The 13,982-nt window shown below is 55.2% G+C and carries 10 protein-coding genes, 1 pseudogene and 1 riboswitch; of the genes and pseudogenes, 3 read left to right on the top strand and 8 right to left on the bottom strand.

The window, feature by feature from the left end; genetic code table 11:
* Positions 1-17: 17 nt before the first annotated feature.
* The 4 genes from glgC to asd all read right to left on the bottom strand — a co-directional run bounded on the left by glgC (position 18) and on the right by asd (position 6,953).
* Positions 18-1,310, bottom strand: coding sequence for a glucose-1-phosphate adenylyltransferase (gene glgC / locus AC6I8A_RS01450; protein ID WP_256698117.1), 1,293 nt, complete (start codon positions 1,308-1,310; stop codon positions 18-20).
* Positions 1,311-1,320: 10 nt separating this feature from the next.
* The gene (gene glgX, locus AC6I8A_RS01445) at positions 1,321-3,300 is read right to left on the bottom strand and encodes a glycogen debranching protein GlgX (RefSeq protein WP_479486481.1); all 1,980 of its coding nucleotides are present in this window, start codon (positions 3,298-3,300) and stop codon (positions 1,321-1,323) included.
* Positions 3,300-5,486 (bottom strand): 1,4-alpha-glucan branching enzyme, encoded by a 2,187-nt coding sequence (gene glgB / locus AC6I8A_RS01440; protein WP_497817906.1) that lies wholly within the window; start codon positions 5,484-5,486, stop codon positions 3,300-3,302. Before glgB ends, glgX begins: the two co-directional genes overlap by 1 nt.
* Before the next feature lie 357 nt (positions 5,487-5,843).
* Positions 5,844-6,953: an aspartate-semialdehyde dehydrogenase gene (asd, locus tag AC6I8A_RS01435; protein ID WP_008109860.1), complete on the bottom strand. Its 1,110-nt coding sequence runs from the start codon at positions 6,951-6,953 to the stop codon at positions 5,844-5,846.
* A gap of 196 nt (positions 6,954-7,149) precedes the next feature.
* Between asd and AC6I8A_RS01430 the strand changes: the two genes are divergently transcribed.
* Positions 7,150-7,743: a YhgN family NAAT transporter gene (locus AC6I8A_RS01430; protein ID WP_008109858.1), complete on the top strand. Its 594-nt coding sequence runs from the start codon at positions 7,150-7,152 to the stop codon at positions 7,741-7,743.
* Between the two features lie 63 nt (positions 7,744-7,806).
* Here AC6I8A_RS01430 and panS read toward each other — a convergent pair whose 3' ends face one another.
* The 4 genes and pseudogenes from panS to AC6I8A_RS01410 all read right to left on the bottom strand — a co-directional run bounded on the left by panS (position 7,807) and on the right by AC6I8A_RS01410 (position 11,436).
* On the bottom strand, positions 7,807-8,730 hold the full coding sequence (gene panS / locus AC6I8A_RS01425) for a ketopantoate/pantoate/pantothenate transporter PanS (RefSeq protein ID WP_497817905.1): 924 nt from the start codon (positions 8,728-8,730) through the stop codon (positions 7,807-7,809).
* A 277-nt stretch (positions 8,731-9,007) separates the two neighbouring features.
* Positions 9,008-9,187, bottom strand: a pseudogene (locus AC6I8A_RS01420) (aquaporin); the annotation flags it as partial.
* 302 nt (positions 9,188-9,489) lie between these two features.
* Positions 9,490-10,845 (bottom strand): lysine-sensitive aspartokinase 3, encoded by a 1,356-nt coding sequence (gene lysC, locus AC6I8A_RS01415; RefSeq protein WP_176973482.1) that lies wholly within the window; start codon positions 10,843-10,845, stop codon positions 9,490-9,492.
* Between the two features lie 112 nt (positions 10,846-10,957).
* Positions 10,958-11,152, bottom strand: a riboswitch (Lysine riboswitch).
* A 149-nt stretch (positions 11,153-11,301) separates the two neighbouring features.
* On the bottom strand, positions 11,302-11,436 hold the full coding sequence (locus tag AC6I8A_RS01410) for a hypothetical protein (protein ID WP_265300584.1): 135 nt from the start codon (positions 11,434-11,436) through the stop codon (positions 11,302-11,304).
* An 89-nt stretch (positions 11,437-11,525) separates the two neighbouring features.
* Between AC6I8A_RS01410 and pgi the strand changes: the two genes are divergently transcribed.
* Together pgi and yjbE are read left to right on the top strand one after the other, a co-directional pair.
* Entirely contained in the window at positions 11,526-13,172 is a 1,647-nt protein-coding gene (pgi, locus tag AC6I8A_RS01405; RefSeq protein WP_008109851.1) for a glucose-6-phosphate isomerase, read from the top strand.
* A 523-nt stretch (positions 13,173-13,695) separates the two neighbouring features.
* Positions 13,696-13,944 (top strand): exopolysaccharide production protein YjbE, encoded by a 249-nt coding sequence (gene yjbE, locus AC6I8A_RS01400; RefSeq protein WP_008109848.1) that lies wholly within the window; start codon positions 13,696-13,698, stop codon positions 13,942-13,944.
* Positions 13,945-13,982 lie beyond the last annotated feature (38 nt).

Below are 13,982 nucleotides of genomic sequence, written 5' to 3'. Positions count from 1 at the left end.
CTATAATCTTTCGTCACTTACTGACCGCCTCCGGCCAATTTGGCCAGCATGGCGCGCGTCACCAGTACGATGCCCTCTTCAGAACGGTAAAAACGACGGCTGTCTTCGTCGGGGTTTTCGCCAATGACCATGCCTTCTGGCAGCTCGCAGGCGCGATCGATCACGCAGCGACGCAGACGACACGATCGGCCAACCACCACATCAGGCAGCAGCACTGCGGAATCAATGTTGCAAAACGAGTTGATGCGAATGCGCGGGAACAGCACCGAATTCACCACCACCGAACCGGAGATGATGCAGCCGCCCGACACCAACGAATTCATTGTCATGCCGTGGCTGCCGGATCGATCCTGCACAAATTTCGCCGGCGGCAGCGGTTCCATGTGGGTACGTATCGGCCAGCTGTGGTCGTACATATCCAGCTCGGGCGTAACCGACGCCAAATCGAGATTGGCGCGCCAGTACGCTTCCAGCGTCCCGACGTCGCGCCAGTACGGCTCGGCGTTTTCATCCACCTGCACGCAGGAGAGCGTGAAGGAGTGCGCATACGCCTCGCCGCTGGCGACGATTTTCGGCAGCAGATCTTTGCCGAAATCGTGGCTGGAATCGGCCACTTGCAGGTCCTCTTCCAGCAGTTGATACAGGTAATCGGCGTTGAACACGTAAATGCCCATGCTGGCCAGCGCGCGGCTGTCATCACCCGGCATTGACGGCGGCTTCGGCGGTTTTTCGACAAAATCGACCACGTTGTTTTCGGCATCCACCGCCATCACCCCAAACGCCGTGGCTTCGGCCAACGGCACCGGTAAGCAGGCGATGGTGCATTTCGCGCCGCGATCGACATGGTCGAGCAACATGCGCGAGTAATCCATTTTGTAGATGTGATCCCCGGCGAGTATCACGATGTACTGCGCGTTGTAGCGGCGAATAATGTCGAGGTTCTGCGTCACCGCATCGGCCGTGCCGCGATACCAGTGTTCGGTAGCGGCACGCTGCTGTGCCGGCAGCAGATCGACAAACTCGTTCATCTCTTCGTTGAACAGCGACCAGCCGCGCTGGATGTGCTGCACCAGCGTATGTGACTGATATTGGGTGATCACGCCGATGCGCCGAATGCCCGAGTTGATGCAGTTGGACAGCGCAAAGTCGATGATGCGGAACTTGCCACCGAAGTGCACGGCAGGTTTGGCGCGTTTCGCGGTGAGATCTTTCAGGCGCGTACCGCGCCCGCCAGCAAGGATCAGGGCAACCGTTTGTGTAGGGAGCTGGCGCGCCAGCATCAGATGATCTGTTCTATCTAATTTCACCATGTCTGACTCCTTATGATTGCTTTAGGAACACACACACACCGTGTGCGGGACCGTGCCAGACAGTTGTCAGGATGGGGTTATCTTCCCCGGCGAAAGGAGGAATGGCACGCCACTCTCCGTCTGGTAAGGCGATATCACTCACCGATTCCGTGGCATTTATTGTTATTAACCAGCGGCCGGAGAGCAGGATCTGCATTCTGTGCGTCCCCTGTTCCCACTGCTCGGCTTCCAGTGGTGTGCCGCTGGCATTGCACCACTGCACGCTGCCATCGCCCTCCTGCCACCAGCGATCCTGCGTCAACGCGGGAATGCGCTGGCGCAGGCGGATTAACGCAGCAGTGAAGTCGACCAGGCCAAAATCATCCTGTTGCCAGTTCAACCAGGTCAGCGGATTGTCCTGGCAATAGGCGTTGTTGTTACCGTGCTGGCTGTGACCGCGTTCGTCACCCGCCAGCAGCATCGGCGTGCCCTGCGCCAGCAGCAGCGTGGTCAGCAAGCCATGGACGCTACGCCGCCGCCGTTCGACAATATCGAAGTTGACCTGCAATCCCTCTTTGCCGTGGTTATGGCTGAAGTTACTGCTGCTGCCGTCGCGATTGTCTTCGCCGTTGGCCTGATTGTGTTTGTTGTTGAAGCTCACCACATCACGCAGCGTGAAACCGTCGTGAGCGGTAATCAGATTGATGCTGGCGTGCGGCAGACGCGCCTCACGCTGGAAAACGTCGCTGGATGCGGCAAAACGGCGGGCGAAATCGCCATTATTCAGTTGACCCTGCAGCCAGTAACGGCGTGCCGCATCGCGAAAATGGTCGTTCCACTCGGCGAAGTCCGGCGGAAAGTTGCCGACCTGATAACCGCCGGGACCGATGTCCCACGGCTCGGCAATCAGCTTCACCTTAGAGAGCAACGGACAGGCTTTGATGGCGGCAAACAGCGGCGCATCCTGATGAAATTCCGGCGTGCGCCCCAACACGCTGGCGAGGTCAAAGCGGAAACCATCAACATGGCAAACGCGCACCCAGTAGCGCAGTGCTTCCAGCGCCCACGCCATCACCTGCGGATGGCTGAGGTTCAGCGTGTTGCCGCAGCCGGTCCAGTTTTGGTATTCGCCGTTGCCATCCAGCCAGTAATAGCTGGCGTTATCCACGCCGCGCAGCGAAATCGTTGGCCCGATCTCTTCCAGCTCGGCGGTGTGGTTGAACACCACATCGAGAATCACTTCGATGCCCGCCGCGTGCAGCGCTTTGACCGCCTGCTGAAACTCCTGCAACGGCGTTAAACCGTTTTCGCCCGAGGCGTAACGCGCATCCACCGCCCACAAGGCAAACGGGTTATAACCCCAGTAATTACTCAACCCTAAGCGGCGCAAGCGCGGCTCGCTGGTGAATTGAGCAATCGGCAACAGCTCAAGCGCGGTGATGCCGAGATGGCGCAGGTACTTCACCATAGCAGGATGACCCAGCGCCGCATAAGTGCCGCGCAGCCTTTCCGGAATTTCCGGATGCTGCTGCGTTAAGCCGCGCACATGCGCTTCGTAGATCACCGTTTTGCCCCACGGCGTGCACGGCGCGCAATCGCCTTCCCAGTCAAAATCTTCGGCAATCACCAGCGATTTCGGCGCGATGGCAGCGTTGTCGGCACCATCCGGTTCACGTTCACCGCCGTTGAAACGCGCGTCGTCCACCACTTCATCCGTTACTGCTTTGGCACAGGGATCGACCAAAAGCTTGGCGGGATTAAAGCGATGTCCCTGCTGCGGTGCCCACGGACCGTGTACGCGATAGCCATAGCGCTGGCCGGGCTTCAGCGCGGGGAAATAGCCGTGCCAGATATCACCGCTGTGCGCGGGCAGCGCGTAACGGCGCTCAGCACCGTGCGCGTCGAACAGGCAGAGTTCAACGCGTTCAGCATGCTGGGAGAACAGCGTGAAATTAACGCCATGCCCATCATAGTGCGCACCTAAGGGTTCCGGCTGCCCCTGCTCCAGCATCAGTCGCTCTCCCGCACCAGCCAAAGCGTTGCCAACGGCGGTAAGGTCAAACTCAGCGACTGCGGCCGACCGTGGCTTTCAATCTCATCGGTGTGCACCACACCATGATTGCGCGTGTCGCTGCCGTGATAATCGTGCTGGTCGGTATTCATGATCTCGCGCCAGCCGCCACGCTGATTGACGCCAAAGCGATAGTGCGGACGCGCTACCGGCGTAAAGTTGCTGACCACGATGATCTCATTGCCCTCGCGATCGCGGCGCACAAACACGAACACCGAATTCTCATGGTCATCGACCACCAGCCACTCAAAACCTTGCCCATCAAAATCGAGCTGATGCAGCGGCGCGAAATGGCGATAAGTGTGGTTGAGATCGCGCACCAGACGATGCACGCCGTTGTGCCAGTTATCCTCGCCTTCCAGCAGATGCCAGTCGAGGCTCGTGTCGTGGTTCCACTCGCGTCCCTGAGCAAATTCATTGCCCATAAATTGCAGCTTCTTGCCGGGGAAGCCCCACATCCAGCCGTAATAGGCGCGCAGGTTGGCGAACTTCTGCCAGGCATCGCCGGGCATACGATCGAGGATCGAACGTTTGCCGTGCACCACTTCGTCGTGCGACAGCGGCAGCACAAAGTTTTCGGTGTAGTTGTAGAGCATGCCGAAGGTCATCAGCTGATGATGGTAGCGACGATGTACCGGATCGAGTTTCATGTAATCCAGCGTGTCGTGCATCCAGCCCAGATTCCATTTAAACCAGAAGCCGAGGCCGCCATCTTCCGAAGGACGCGTAACGCCAGGATAATCGGTGGACTCTTCGGCTACCGTGACGCTGCCGGGCGCAGCGCGGCCCAGAATGCGGTTGGTATGACGCAGGAACGAAATCGCTTCGAGGTTTTCGCGCCCACCAAAGTGGTTTGGCACCCATTCGCCTTCGGCGCGGCTGTAATCGCGGTAGATCATTGACGCCACCGCATCGACGCGCAGCCCATCAATGCCAAAGCGCTCCATCCAGTACAAGGCGTTGCCGGAGAGATAATTGCTGACTTCACGGCGACCAAAATTGTAGATCAGCGTATTCCAGTCCTGATGAAAACCTTCGCGCGGATCGCTGTGTTCGTAGAGTTCGGTGCCATCGAACTTCGCCAGGCCGAAATCATCACTTGGGAAGTGGCCGGGCACCCAATCGAGCAGCACATTAATGTCGGCATCATGCGCGGCGGCAATGAAATGGCGGAACTCATCGCGCGTGCCAAAACGGCGCGTCGGCGCATACATGCCGAGCGGCTGATAGCCCCAGCTGCCGTCAAACGGATGTTCGTTAATCGGCATCAGTTCGATATGGGTGAATCCCATCTCTTTGACGTAAGGGATGAGCTGCTCCGCCAGCTCTTTGTAGCTGAGCCAGAAATTGTTGTCGGTGTGACGTCGCCATGAACCGAGATGCACTTCATAAATCGAAATCGGCTGGTCAAATCCATTGGCGGCTTTGCGCCGTGGCTGCATCTCGGTTTTCGGCGGCAGCCCGCAGATCATCGAGGCGGTTTGTGGACGCATTTGCGCTTCAAAGGCGAAGGGATCGGCTTTGATGCGCATCTGGCCGGAATTATCGACGATTTCAAACTTATACAGCTGGCCGTTCACCGCGCCCGGTATGAACAGTTCCCAAACGCCGAGTTCACGGCGAAAACGCATCGGATGGCGTCGGCCATCCCAGAAGTTGAACTCGCCCACCACCGATACGCGACGCGCGTTAGGTGCCCAAACGGCGAAGCGCGTGCCGTGTACGCCGTCAATGGTGGTACCGTGCGCGCCGAGGGTTTCGTAAGGACGTAGATGCGTGCCTTCACCCAATAACCAGGCATCCATCTCCTCCAGCAGCGGGCCGAAGCGATAGGCATCATCAATCAGGTTTTGCTGGCCGTGCCAGTTCACCGCCAGCTGATAGCCAAACCGGTTTTTTCGGCGCGGAATCACGCCACAGAAGAAACCGCGTGAGTCGAGGCAGGTAAGCTGGGCGCATTTGCGTCCAGTATTGGTTTCAATCACCCAAACATCGGAGGCATCGGGCAGCAGCGCACGCACTTCAAGGCCTTGGGCAGTTTGGTGCATTCCCAGTAGTGAAAAGGGATCGGCATAATTCCCGGCAAAAAGGGCATTGATCGCCTGGCGATCGGGAAGCTCTGACATGACTTTCTTCCTATGATTTTGCGCAGGCGACCCGAGTCGGCAGGATTATCGCCTCGGGTGCGCTGCTTTTCATTGAGCCATAGGTACACCGCGAGGACACAACCGTCCGTGGGAAAGATCTTCACCGTGTACAACAACCATTCAGTTCGAAAAAACAAAAACAGTTAACAACCGGCACATCTCTGTTAAATCATAGCTTGGGGACAGCAGAAACCAGGGAGGATCGTGAAAAATACTTATCGGGTAAGCAAAAAGGGGAAGCGGATCACTTGTCAGGCACAATTTGCATAACTTTTTGCAGCCTGGATTACTAAAAAAAGGCCGGGAAACCCCGGCCTGTCTGGTTTGCCGCTGCGCTTAGTCGATCAGCAGACGCAGCATGCGACGCAGCGGTTCAGCCGCGCCCCACAGTAACTGATCGCCTACGGTGAAGGCGGAAAGGTATTCCGGTCCCATATTCAGTTTGCGCAGGCGACCCACTGGCGTGGTCAAGGTACCGGTGACGGCGGCGGGTGTCAGTTCGCGCATGGTGATTTCGCGATCGTTTGGCACCACTTTCACCCACTCGTTATGTGAAGCCAGCAGCTGTTCGATTTCGCTCAGCGGCAGGTCTTTTTTCAGCTTCAGAGTGAATGCCTGGCTGTGGCAGCGCAGCGCGCCAACGCGTACGCACAGGCCATCAACCGGAATCACATTGCTGGTGCGCAGAATTTTGTTGGTTTCCGCCTGGCCTTTCCACTCTTCGCGGCTTTGGCCGTTATCCAGCTGCTTGTCGATCCACGGAATCAGGCTGCCCGCCAGCGGTACGCCGAAGTTGTCGGTTGGCAAGGTGCCAGAACGGGTGAAATCGGTCACGCTGCGTTCGATATCCAGAATCGCTGACGCCGGATCCTGCAGTGATTTCGCCACGTGATCGTGCAGCATGCCCATCTGCGTCAGCAGTTCACGCATATGACGCGCGCCGCCGCCCGATGCCGCCTGATACGTGGCAACCGACGCCCACTCAACCAGATCGTTCGCAAACAGACCGCCCAGTGACATCAGCATCAGGCTGACGGTGCAGTTACCGCCAACAAAGGTTTTGATGCCGTTGTCGAGGCCCTGACGAATCACATTATGGTTAACCGGATCGAGAATGATGATGGCGTCATCTTTCATGCGCAGCGTGGAAGCCGCATCAATCCAGTAACCCTGCCAGCCGCTTTCGCGCAGCTTCGGATAGACTTCACTGGTGTAATCACCGCCCTGGCAGGTGATAATAATATCCAGCGCCTTCAGCGCCTCGATATCAAAAGCATCCTGTAGCGCACCGGTCGACTTACCGCCGAATGTTGGTGCCGCCTGACCAAGCTGTGACGTGGAGAAGAAGACCGGATTGATAACATCAAAATCACGTTCTTCGCTCATGCGCGACATCAGCACTGAGCCGACCATGCCACGCCAACCAATAAAACCTACATTCTTCATTTTCTGTCCGTCTCGGGTGCTCTCGAAAGAGGCCGTGTGGTGCGAGGAAAAGACTGGCCAGATAATCGTGCCAGTCTGCGTAATAATCAGGTTTACCTATGACCGTCAACTCTACAAAATGCAGCACTTCTGGCAAGTGAATTAATTCGATTGCGTTAACTTTTTCAGCAGTACAACTAATAATGGCTAACCCAACATGACTGAAATGATATCCGCGACCATATTGCTGTTGTTGATTATGGACCCGCTGGGCAACCTGCCGATTTTCATGTCGGTACTGAAGCATCTGGAACCCAAACGCCGCCGCGTGGTGCTGATGCGCGAAATGCTGATCGCGCTGATTCTGATGCTGCTGTTTTTATTCGCCGGTGAACGCATTCTGGCGTTTCTTAATCTGCGCACCGAAACCGTGTCGATCTCCGGCGGCATCATTCTGTTCCTGATCGCCATTCGCATGATATTCCCTTCCGAGGAGAGCAGCTCCAGCGGCTTACCGGCCGGTGAAGAGCCGTTCCTCGTGCCGCTGGCGATCCCGCTGGTGGCCGGTCCGTCGCTGCTGGCGACGCTGATGCTGTTGTCGCATCAATATCCTAATCAAATGACGCATCTGGTCGGTGCGCTGCTGATCGCGTGGGGCGTGACGGTGGTGATTTTGCTGATGTCAGGGCTGTTTTTACGCCTGCTGGGCGACAAAGGCGTTAACGCGCTGGAGCGCCTGATGGGATTGATTTTGATTATGCTGGCGACGCAGATGTTTCTGGATGGGATTCGCACGTATCTGAAGTTGTAACAGCAGAGAGGTGCGTTTTGCAGGGTCGCCATTCATGGCGACCGCTGTTTATTGAAACCGCAATTACTTCTGCTTCTTATCGATCGGTTTACCCGACCAGTAACCGGCCAGCAGCGAACCTGACAGGTTGTGCCACACCGAGAACAGCGCGCCCGGCAGTGCAGCCAACGGCGAGAAGTAAAGTTTGCCCAGCGTCGCCGCCAAACCTGAGTTCTGCATGCCGACTTCCAGCGCCAGCGTGCGGCAGGTCGATTCATCGAAGCCAAACAGCTTGCCACCCCAATAACCGCCCAGCAGACCAATCGCGTTGTGCAGGATCACCGCCACAATCACCATCAAGCCGACAGAACCGATAAAGCTCTGGCTGCCTGCCACCACCGCACTGATGATCAGCAGAATACACACCATCGAAAACGCCGGCAGATACGGCTCAACGCGGCGCACCACGCTGTTCATGGAGTGATGGATAATCAGGCCGAGGCTAATCGGAATCACCACGATTTTCACGATGCTGAGCAGCATGCCCACCACATCCACCTGAATGTGCGTATCAACGTAGAAGCGAGTCAGCAGCGGCGTGGCGAAAACCCCCACCAGCGCCGACACGGATGAGATGGTCACCGACAGCGCAACATCGCCCTTCGCCAGATAAATCATCACGTTAGAAGCGGTACCGCTCGCCACGCTGCCGACCAGAATCATCCCTGCTGCCAGATCAGGTGGCATCTGGAATAGCTTTGCCAGGCCCCACGCGGCCAGCGGCATCACCAGATAATGCAGGAAAGTACCGGCGATCACCGGCGCCGGACGCACCAGCACGCGTTTGAAATCATCGATATTTAGCGTCACGCCCATGCCAAACATGATCAGCATCAGCAGATAGGTCACCCACGGCCCAATGCCGAGAAAGGTGGTGGGAGAATAATAAGCAGCGACCGAGAGCAGCACGGCCCAGAGCGGGAACAGGCGGGTAAGTTTGCCGAGCATAACCAGACTTCCTTAGGAATTTTTTTATATTGCCACAGATGAAATGTCGCGCAGGGAACGACCACAGCGACGGACGCGGGATCATAACATTTCATTATCTTGACGTAAGGCGGGAAGTCGCTTGCGGGGGAAAATGCGGATCGGCTGCTGCCGATCCGCAGAAATACGGCGAAGTTACTCTGCTTTTTCCAGTACAAAGCGGTAGATCGCACCACCAATCGCGGCACCGATAATCGGTAACAACCAGAACATCCACAGCTGTTCCAACGCCTAACCCCCTGGAAGATCGCCACAGCGGTGCTGCGCGCCGGGTTAAATGGCCGCCTGAAATATGGCCGACGGCAAATGCCATCACCAACACCGTCAAACCAAACGCCAGCGCGACACCGGCAAAACCAATAGCTAATTCTGGAAAAGCCGCAGCCAAAACCGCACTACCACAACCGCTTAAAACCAGTACAAAGGTGCCGAGTTTTCAGCCGCTAATCTCTTCATATCTATTCCCTCAAATAATTTAATGTTTTCGCGGCGGGATTATCGTTTTCGGCGATTAAAGCGCTACCGCTGAATGTGAGATTAGTGTGATTTTTAGGCAATTCCAGCGAAAAAAAGACGATTCTCGCGAGCTATAATGGGGATCATCAGAAATGTCGGGATCGAAAGAGCGGCTGCCGCTGGGCTTAAAATATTGCTTAACAAATTTAATCAATAAAAAAGCCGGACAATGTCCGGCTTGATTCATTCTGCTAAAAATTTGCCTTAAGAACCAAAAAGATTCTTATGCAGCGCGCGTACCACTTCTTCCGCATCTGGCGTTGGAACCAGGAAGCAAAGGTTATAACTGCTGGCACCGTAACAAATCATACGTAGGTTAAACGGCTCTAGTGCGCCGAATACTTCTTTACCCACGCCACAGGCTTTTGACAGGTTGTTGCCGATGATCGCCACCAGCGCCAGGTTCTCTTCCACTTCCACACGGCACAGTGAAGAGAGTTCGGTCAACAGCGCCTGGGTCAGCAAGCTGTCGCCGGTGGTGGTTGAACCGGTGCTGTCCAGCGTCAGCGCCACGCTCACTTCGGAGGTGGTCACCAGATCGACAGAGATACTGTGGCGCGCCAGGATGTTAAACACCTCGGCAAGGAAGCCATGTGCATGCAGCATGTTCAGGCTGTGCAGCGTTACCAACGTCTGCTTGCGACGCAGCGCCAGCGCACGGAACAGCGGTGGATTTTTGGTTTCGTTGCAGACGCGCGTACCGCCTGCGGCCGGATCTTTGCTCGAACCGACAAATACCGGGATATCGCTGCGTACGGCGGGCAGCAACGTTGCTGGATGCAGCACTTTGGCACCAAAGATCGCCATTTCCGCTGCTTCTTCGAAGGTAATTTCTTCGATGCGTTTAGCGGTGGACACCACGCGTGGATCGGTGGTGTAGATACCGGCCACATCAGTCCAGATATCAATACGTGCGGCCTGCAGCGCTTCGCCCAGCAGCGCAGCGGTATAATCGCTGCCGCCACGACCGAGCGTGGTAGTGCGGCCTTTGATTTCACTACCGATAAAGCCCTGCGTTACCACTAGCGCTTCCGCAATGCGCGGCTGCAGTTGTGTTGCGGCCAGCTCTTTCAGCGTCGCCACTTCCGGTTCTGCGCGACCAAAACGATCGCTGGTGCGCATCACTTTACGCACGTCAAACCATTCACTGTTGACCTGACGCTCACGCAGAATCTCCACGAACAGCAGCGTCGACATCAACTCACCGTGGCTCACCAGCTCATCGGTCAGCGCATGTGAGGTCGCCAGCGAAGTGGCTTCAGACAGCATGGTGATGTTTTCCAGCATGCGATCAATCTCATCGCGGATCACATCCGGCGATTGCAGACGATCGATGATGGCGTATTGAATGCGGCGGATTTCATCCAGCAGGTAAGCGCGCTGCGCTTGTTCCTGACCTTCAGCAAGGGCAACCAGCAGATTGGTGACGCCAGCGGAGGCTGAGAGCACCACTAAACGCGTATTGGCATCCGACAGCACAACATCTGCACTGCGGTTCATAGCATCAAAATCGGCAACGCTGGTGCCGCCAAATTTAGCCACGATAAGAGTTTGGGACATATTACGAACCCCGTGTCAGGTTATCTTTCTTCCGTTTTGGGGCGGAAGACATAGTAGCAGCCTAGGCACAAGAGAAGAGCAGAATTGGGCAGACAAGATCAGTAGTAGACAAGTCACCAAAAGCGCTTCACCTTGCGAACCGTCCGACTGTGGACGATTCTGGTGACAACCCAGAGGATTCAGCCCCTGCAGCCGACAGTGCAACACCCCGCGTGTTGCCCCACCTCGGCGTCACACCCCCTGATGTGTTCTCTGCGGATACGGATCCTCAAACACACTGCCTGGGCGACGCGCCTCTTCTGGCTTACACCCGGAGGTGTAAGTAGCGCGCATAAATTACTGATTATTTTCCCCCCTGTCCATCCCTGCACTTTGAGGATTTCTCACTTTTACACTTCGGTAAACGCATCGTTGAACAAACGTGCCCGTCAACCGCGGCCTAAAGTAGTGTCCGAATCAGACAAAAGCGGCTTTTTTCTGATACGGCACAGGGAATTCTCCTGGCGCAGCACCGACAATCGCTGCCGGATTTACCTGAAACAGTGCGGCCACGGTCACAAATTTTTTCCCTTCATTGGTAACTGTGGTCATACTCTTCCCCGTGCAAGAGTGTTATGGATGCCGGGCCAGCAGGATGCCCCGGATGGAATGACGGTTCTTATTTCAACTAGAGTGTTGCCATGAAAAATATCAATCCGACACAAACCGCTGCCTGGAAAGCGCTGCAGCAGCATTTTGAACAGATGAAATCGGTGCAAATCGCCGACCTGTTTGCGCAAGATGCCGATCGTTTTGCGAAATTCTCTGCCACTTTCGATGACCAGATGCTGGTGGATTTCTCAAAAAACCGCATCACCGAGGAAACCCTCGAAAAATTACAGGCGCTGGCTAAAGAGACCGATCTGGCAGGCGCCATCAAATCGATGTTCTCTGGCGAGAAGATCAACCGCACCGAAGAGCGCGCAGTACTGCACGTTGCGCTGCGTAACCGCAGCAACACGCCAATTGTGGTGGACGGCAAAGATGTGATGCCGGAAGTCAACGCGGTGCTGGCGAAGATGAAAGGCTTCTCCGAGCGCATCATCAGCGGTGACTGGAAAGGTTATACCGGTAAAGCCATCACCGACGTGGTGAACATCGGTATCGGCGGTTCAGACCTCGGCCCATTCATGGTGACCGAAGCGCTGCGTCCGTACAAAAACCACCTCAACATGCACTTTGTTTCTAACGTCGATGGCACGCACATCGCCGAAACGCTGAAAGATCTCAGCCCGGAAACCACGCTGTTCCTGGTGGCATCAAAAACCTTCACCACCCAAGAGACCATGACCAACGCCCACAGCGCGCGTGACTGGTTCCTGAAAACCGCCGGCGATCAGCAGCACGTGGCGAAGCACTTCGCTGCGCTGTCGACCAACGGTAAAGCGGTAGGTGAATTCGGTATCGATACCGACAACATGTTCGAGTTCTGGGATTGGGTTGGCGGCCGCTATTCACTGTGGTCAGCTATCGGTTTGTCGATCATTCTCTCCATCGGCTTTGAGAACTTCGAGCAGCTGCTGAGCGGCGCACACGCGATGGATAAGCACTTCGCTAATACGCCTGCCGAGCAGAACCTGCCGGTGTTACTGGCGCTGATCGGTATCTGGTACAACAACTTCTTTGGTGCCGAAACCGAAGCGATTCTGCCGTACGACCAGTACATGCATCGCTTTGCTGCTTACTTCCAGCAAGGCAACATGGAATCCAACGGTAAATACGTTGACCGTGAAGGCAATCCAGTGGATTACCAGACTGGCCCAATCATCTGGGGCGAGCCAGGCACCAACGGCCAGCACGCGTTCTACCAGTTGATTCATCAGGGCACCAAACTGATTCCATGCGACTTCATCGCACCGGCGCTGAGCCACAACGTGCTGACCGATCACCATCCGAAGCTGCTGTCGAACTTCTTCGCGCAGACCGAAGCGCTGGCGTTTGGTAAGTCACGCGACGTGGTAGAGAAAGAGTTTACCGATGCCGGTAAATCTGCCGAATCTGTCGCGCACATCGTGCCGTTCAAGGTGTTTGAGGGTAACCGTCCAACCAACTCCATCCTGCTGCGTGAAATCACCCCATTCAGCCTCGGTTCACTAATTGCGCTGTATGAGCACAAGATCTTCACGCAGGGCGCGATTCTCAACATCTTCACCTTTGACCAATGGGGCGTTGAGTTGGGTAAACAGCTGGCAAACCGTATTCTGCCAGAGCTGGAAAATGACGCTGAAATTAGCAGCCACGATAGCTCCACCAATGGCTTAATTAATCGCTATAAATCCTGGCGTTAATTTCCCGGCTAATTTGCAGAAGGCGGCGTAATTGCCGCCTTTTTTTATGTCAACCAGGCCGCCTCACTCGCAATATTGTTTTTACTGCATTAAATAGGGTTAGAAAATTCTTAAAATGGCGTAAGGAAATTCGTAATTCACTTCAATCTACTGCAGATTACTCCGCTTTAAAATGGACCTAATTTAACACCTTTAATAATTTATCCTTCTGATAGATATATGATTTTTATTTAACCCTCATGAGCAAATTCCGATTATTCCCATTCCGTACCAATATTTAGTGCAAAAGTGAAAAATTCTGCCGGGAAATCACCAGGTATGCAGTTGTTCTACTAGTCCAAAAAAAGGCATTTAAAAAAAGCAGCTAACGCCAATTCGCCTTATTTATCACCAGAAACATCCCTGGTTTCTGCCCTCTTTTACTCATGCTGAACTCTGGTAATTTGTTGCCCTATACTGAACGCGCCCGAAATCTGGGTAAATCCTACATTCATTGATTCATATAAATGCAGGAAACGTTGTTATGAAAAAACTGATGGTTGCCGGTGCAGCCTTACTTTATGTTGCCGTTTCTTCCGCTGCGATTGCCGCGCCGGAAGAAGCTGGTGCTGCAGCAGGCGCACAGGCGGGAGCAATCTCAACTGGCGCGTCAACCGCTGTGGGTATCGGCGCGCTCGGTGCGTTAGTGGGTCTCGGCATTGCTGCTTCTGGCGGCGGTGACGGTGCAAATACCGGTACAACAACAACCACCACAACGAGCACCACTCGTTGATGTAACACCTTTAAGCATAACCACACACCCGTGTGGTT

It is taken from the genome of Pantoea sp. X-Soil-ISGK-275 (genome assembly GCF_059730795.1).
This window is presented reverse-complemented; position numbering and strand designations above follow the sequence as displayed.

Bases quoted from the DNA above. Each gene is read 5' to 3' on its own strand.
- panS (WP_497817905.1), bottom strand. From the start codon at position 8,730: ATGCTCGGCAAACTTACCCGCCTGTTCCCGCTCTGGGCCGTGCTGCTC.
- AC6I8A_RS01410 (WP_265300584.1), bottom strand. From the start codon at position 11,436: ATGACCACAGTTACCAATGAAGGGAAAAAATTTGTGACCGTGGCCGCA.
- yjbE (WP_008109848.1), top strand. From the start codon at position 13,696: ATGAAAAAACTGATGGTTGCCGGTGCAGCCTTACTTTATGTTGCCGTT.
- pgi (WP_008109851.1), top strand. From the start codon at position 11,526: ATGAAAAATATCAATCCGACACAAACCGCTGCCTGGAAAGCGCTGCAG.
- asd (WP_008109860.1), bottom strand. From the start codon at position 6,953: ATGAAGAATGTAGGTTTTATTGGTTGGCGTGGCATGGTCGGCTCAGTG.
- glgB (WP_497817906.1), bottom strand. From the start codon at position 5,486: ATGTCAGAGCTTCCCGATCGCCAGGCGATCAATGCCCTTTTTGCCGGG.
- glgC (WP_256698117.1), bottom strand. From the start codon at position 1,310: ATGGTGAAATTAGATAGAACAGATCATCTGATGCTGGCGCGCCAGCTC.
- AC6I8A_RS01430 (WP_008109858.1), top strand. From the start codon at position 7,150: ATGACTGAAATGATATCCGCGACCATATTGCTGTTGTTGATTATGGAC.
- glgX (WP_479486481.1), bottom strand. From the start codon at position 3,300: ATGCTGGAGCAGGGGCAGCCGGAACCCTTAGGTGCGCACTATGATGGG.
- lysC (WP_176973482.1), bottom strand. From the start codon at position 10,845: ATGTCCCAAACTCTTATCGTGGCTAAATTTGGCGGCACCAGCGTTGCC.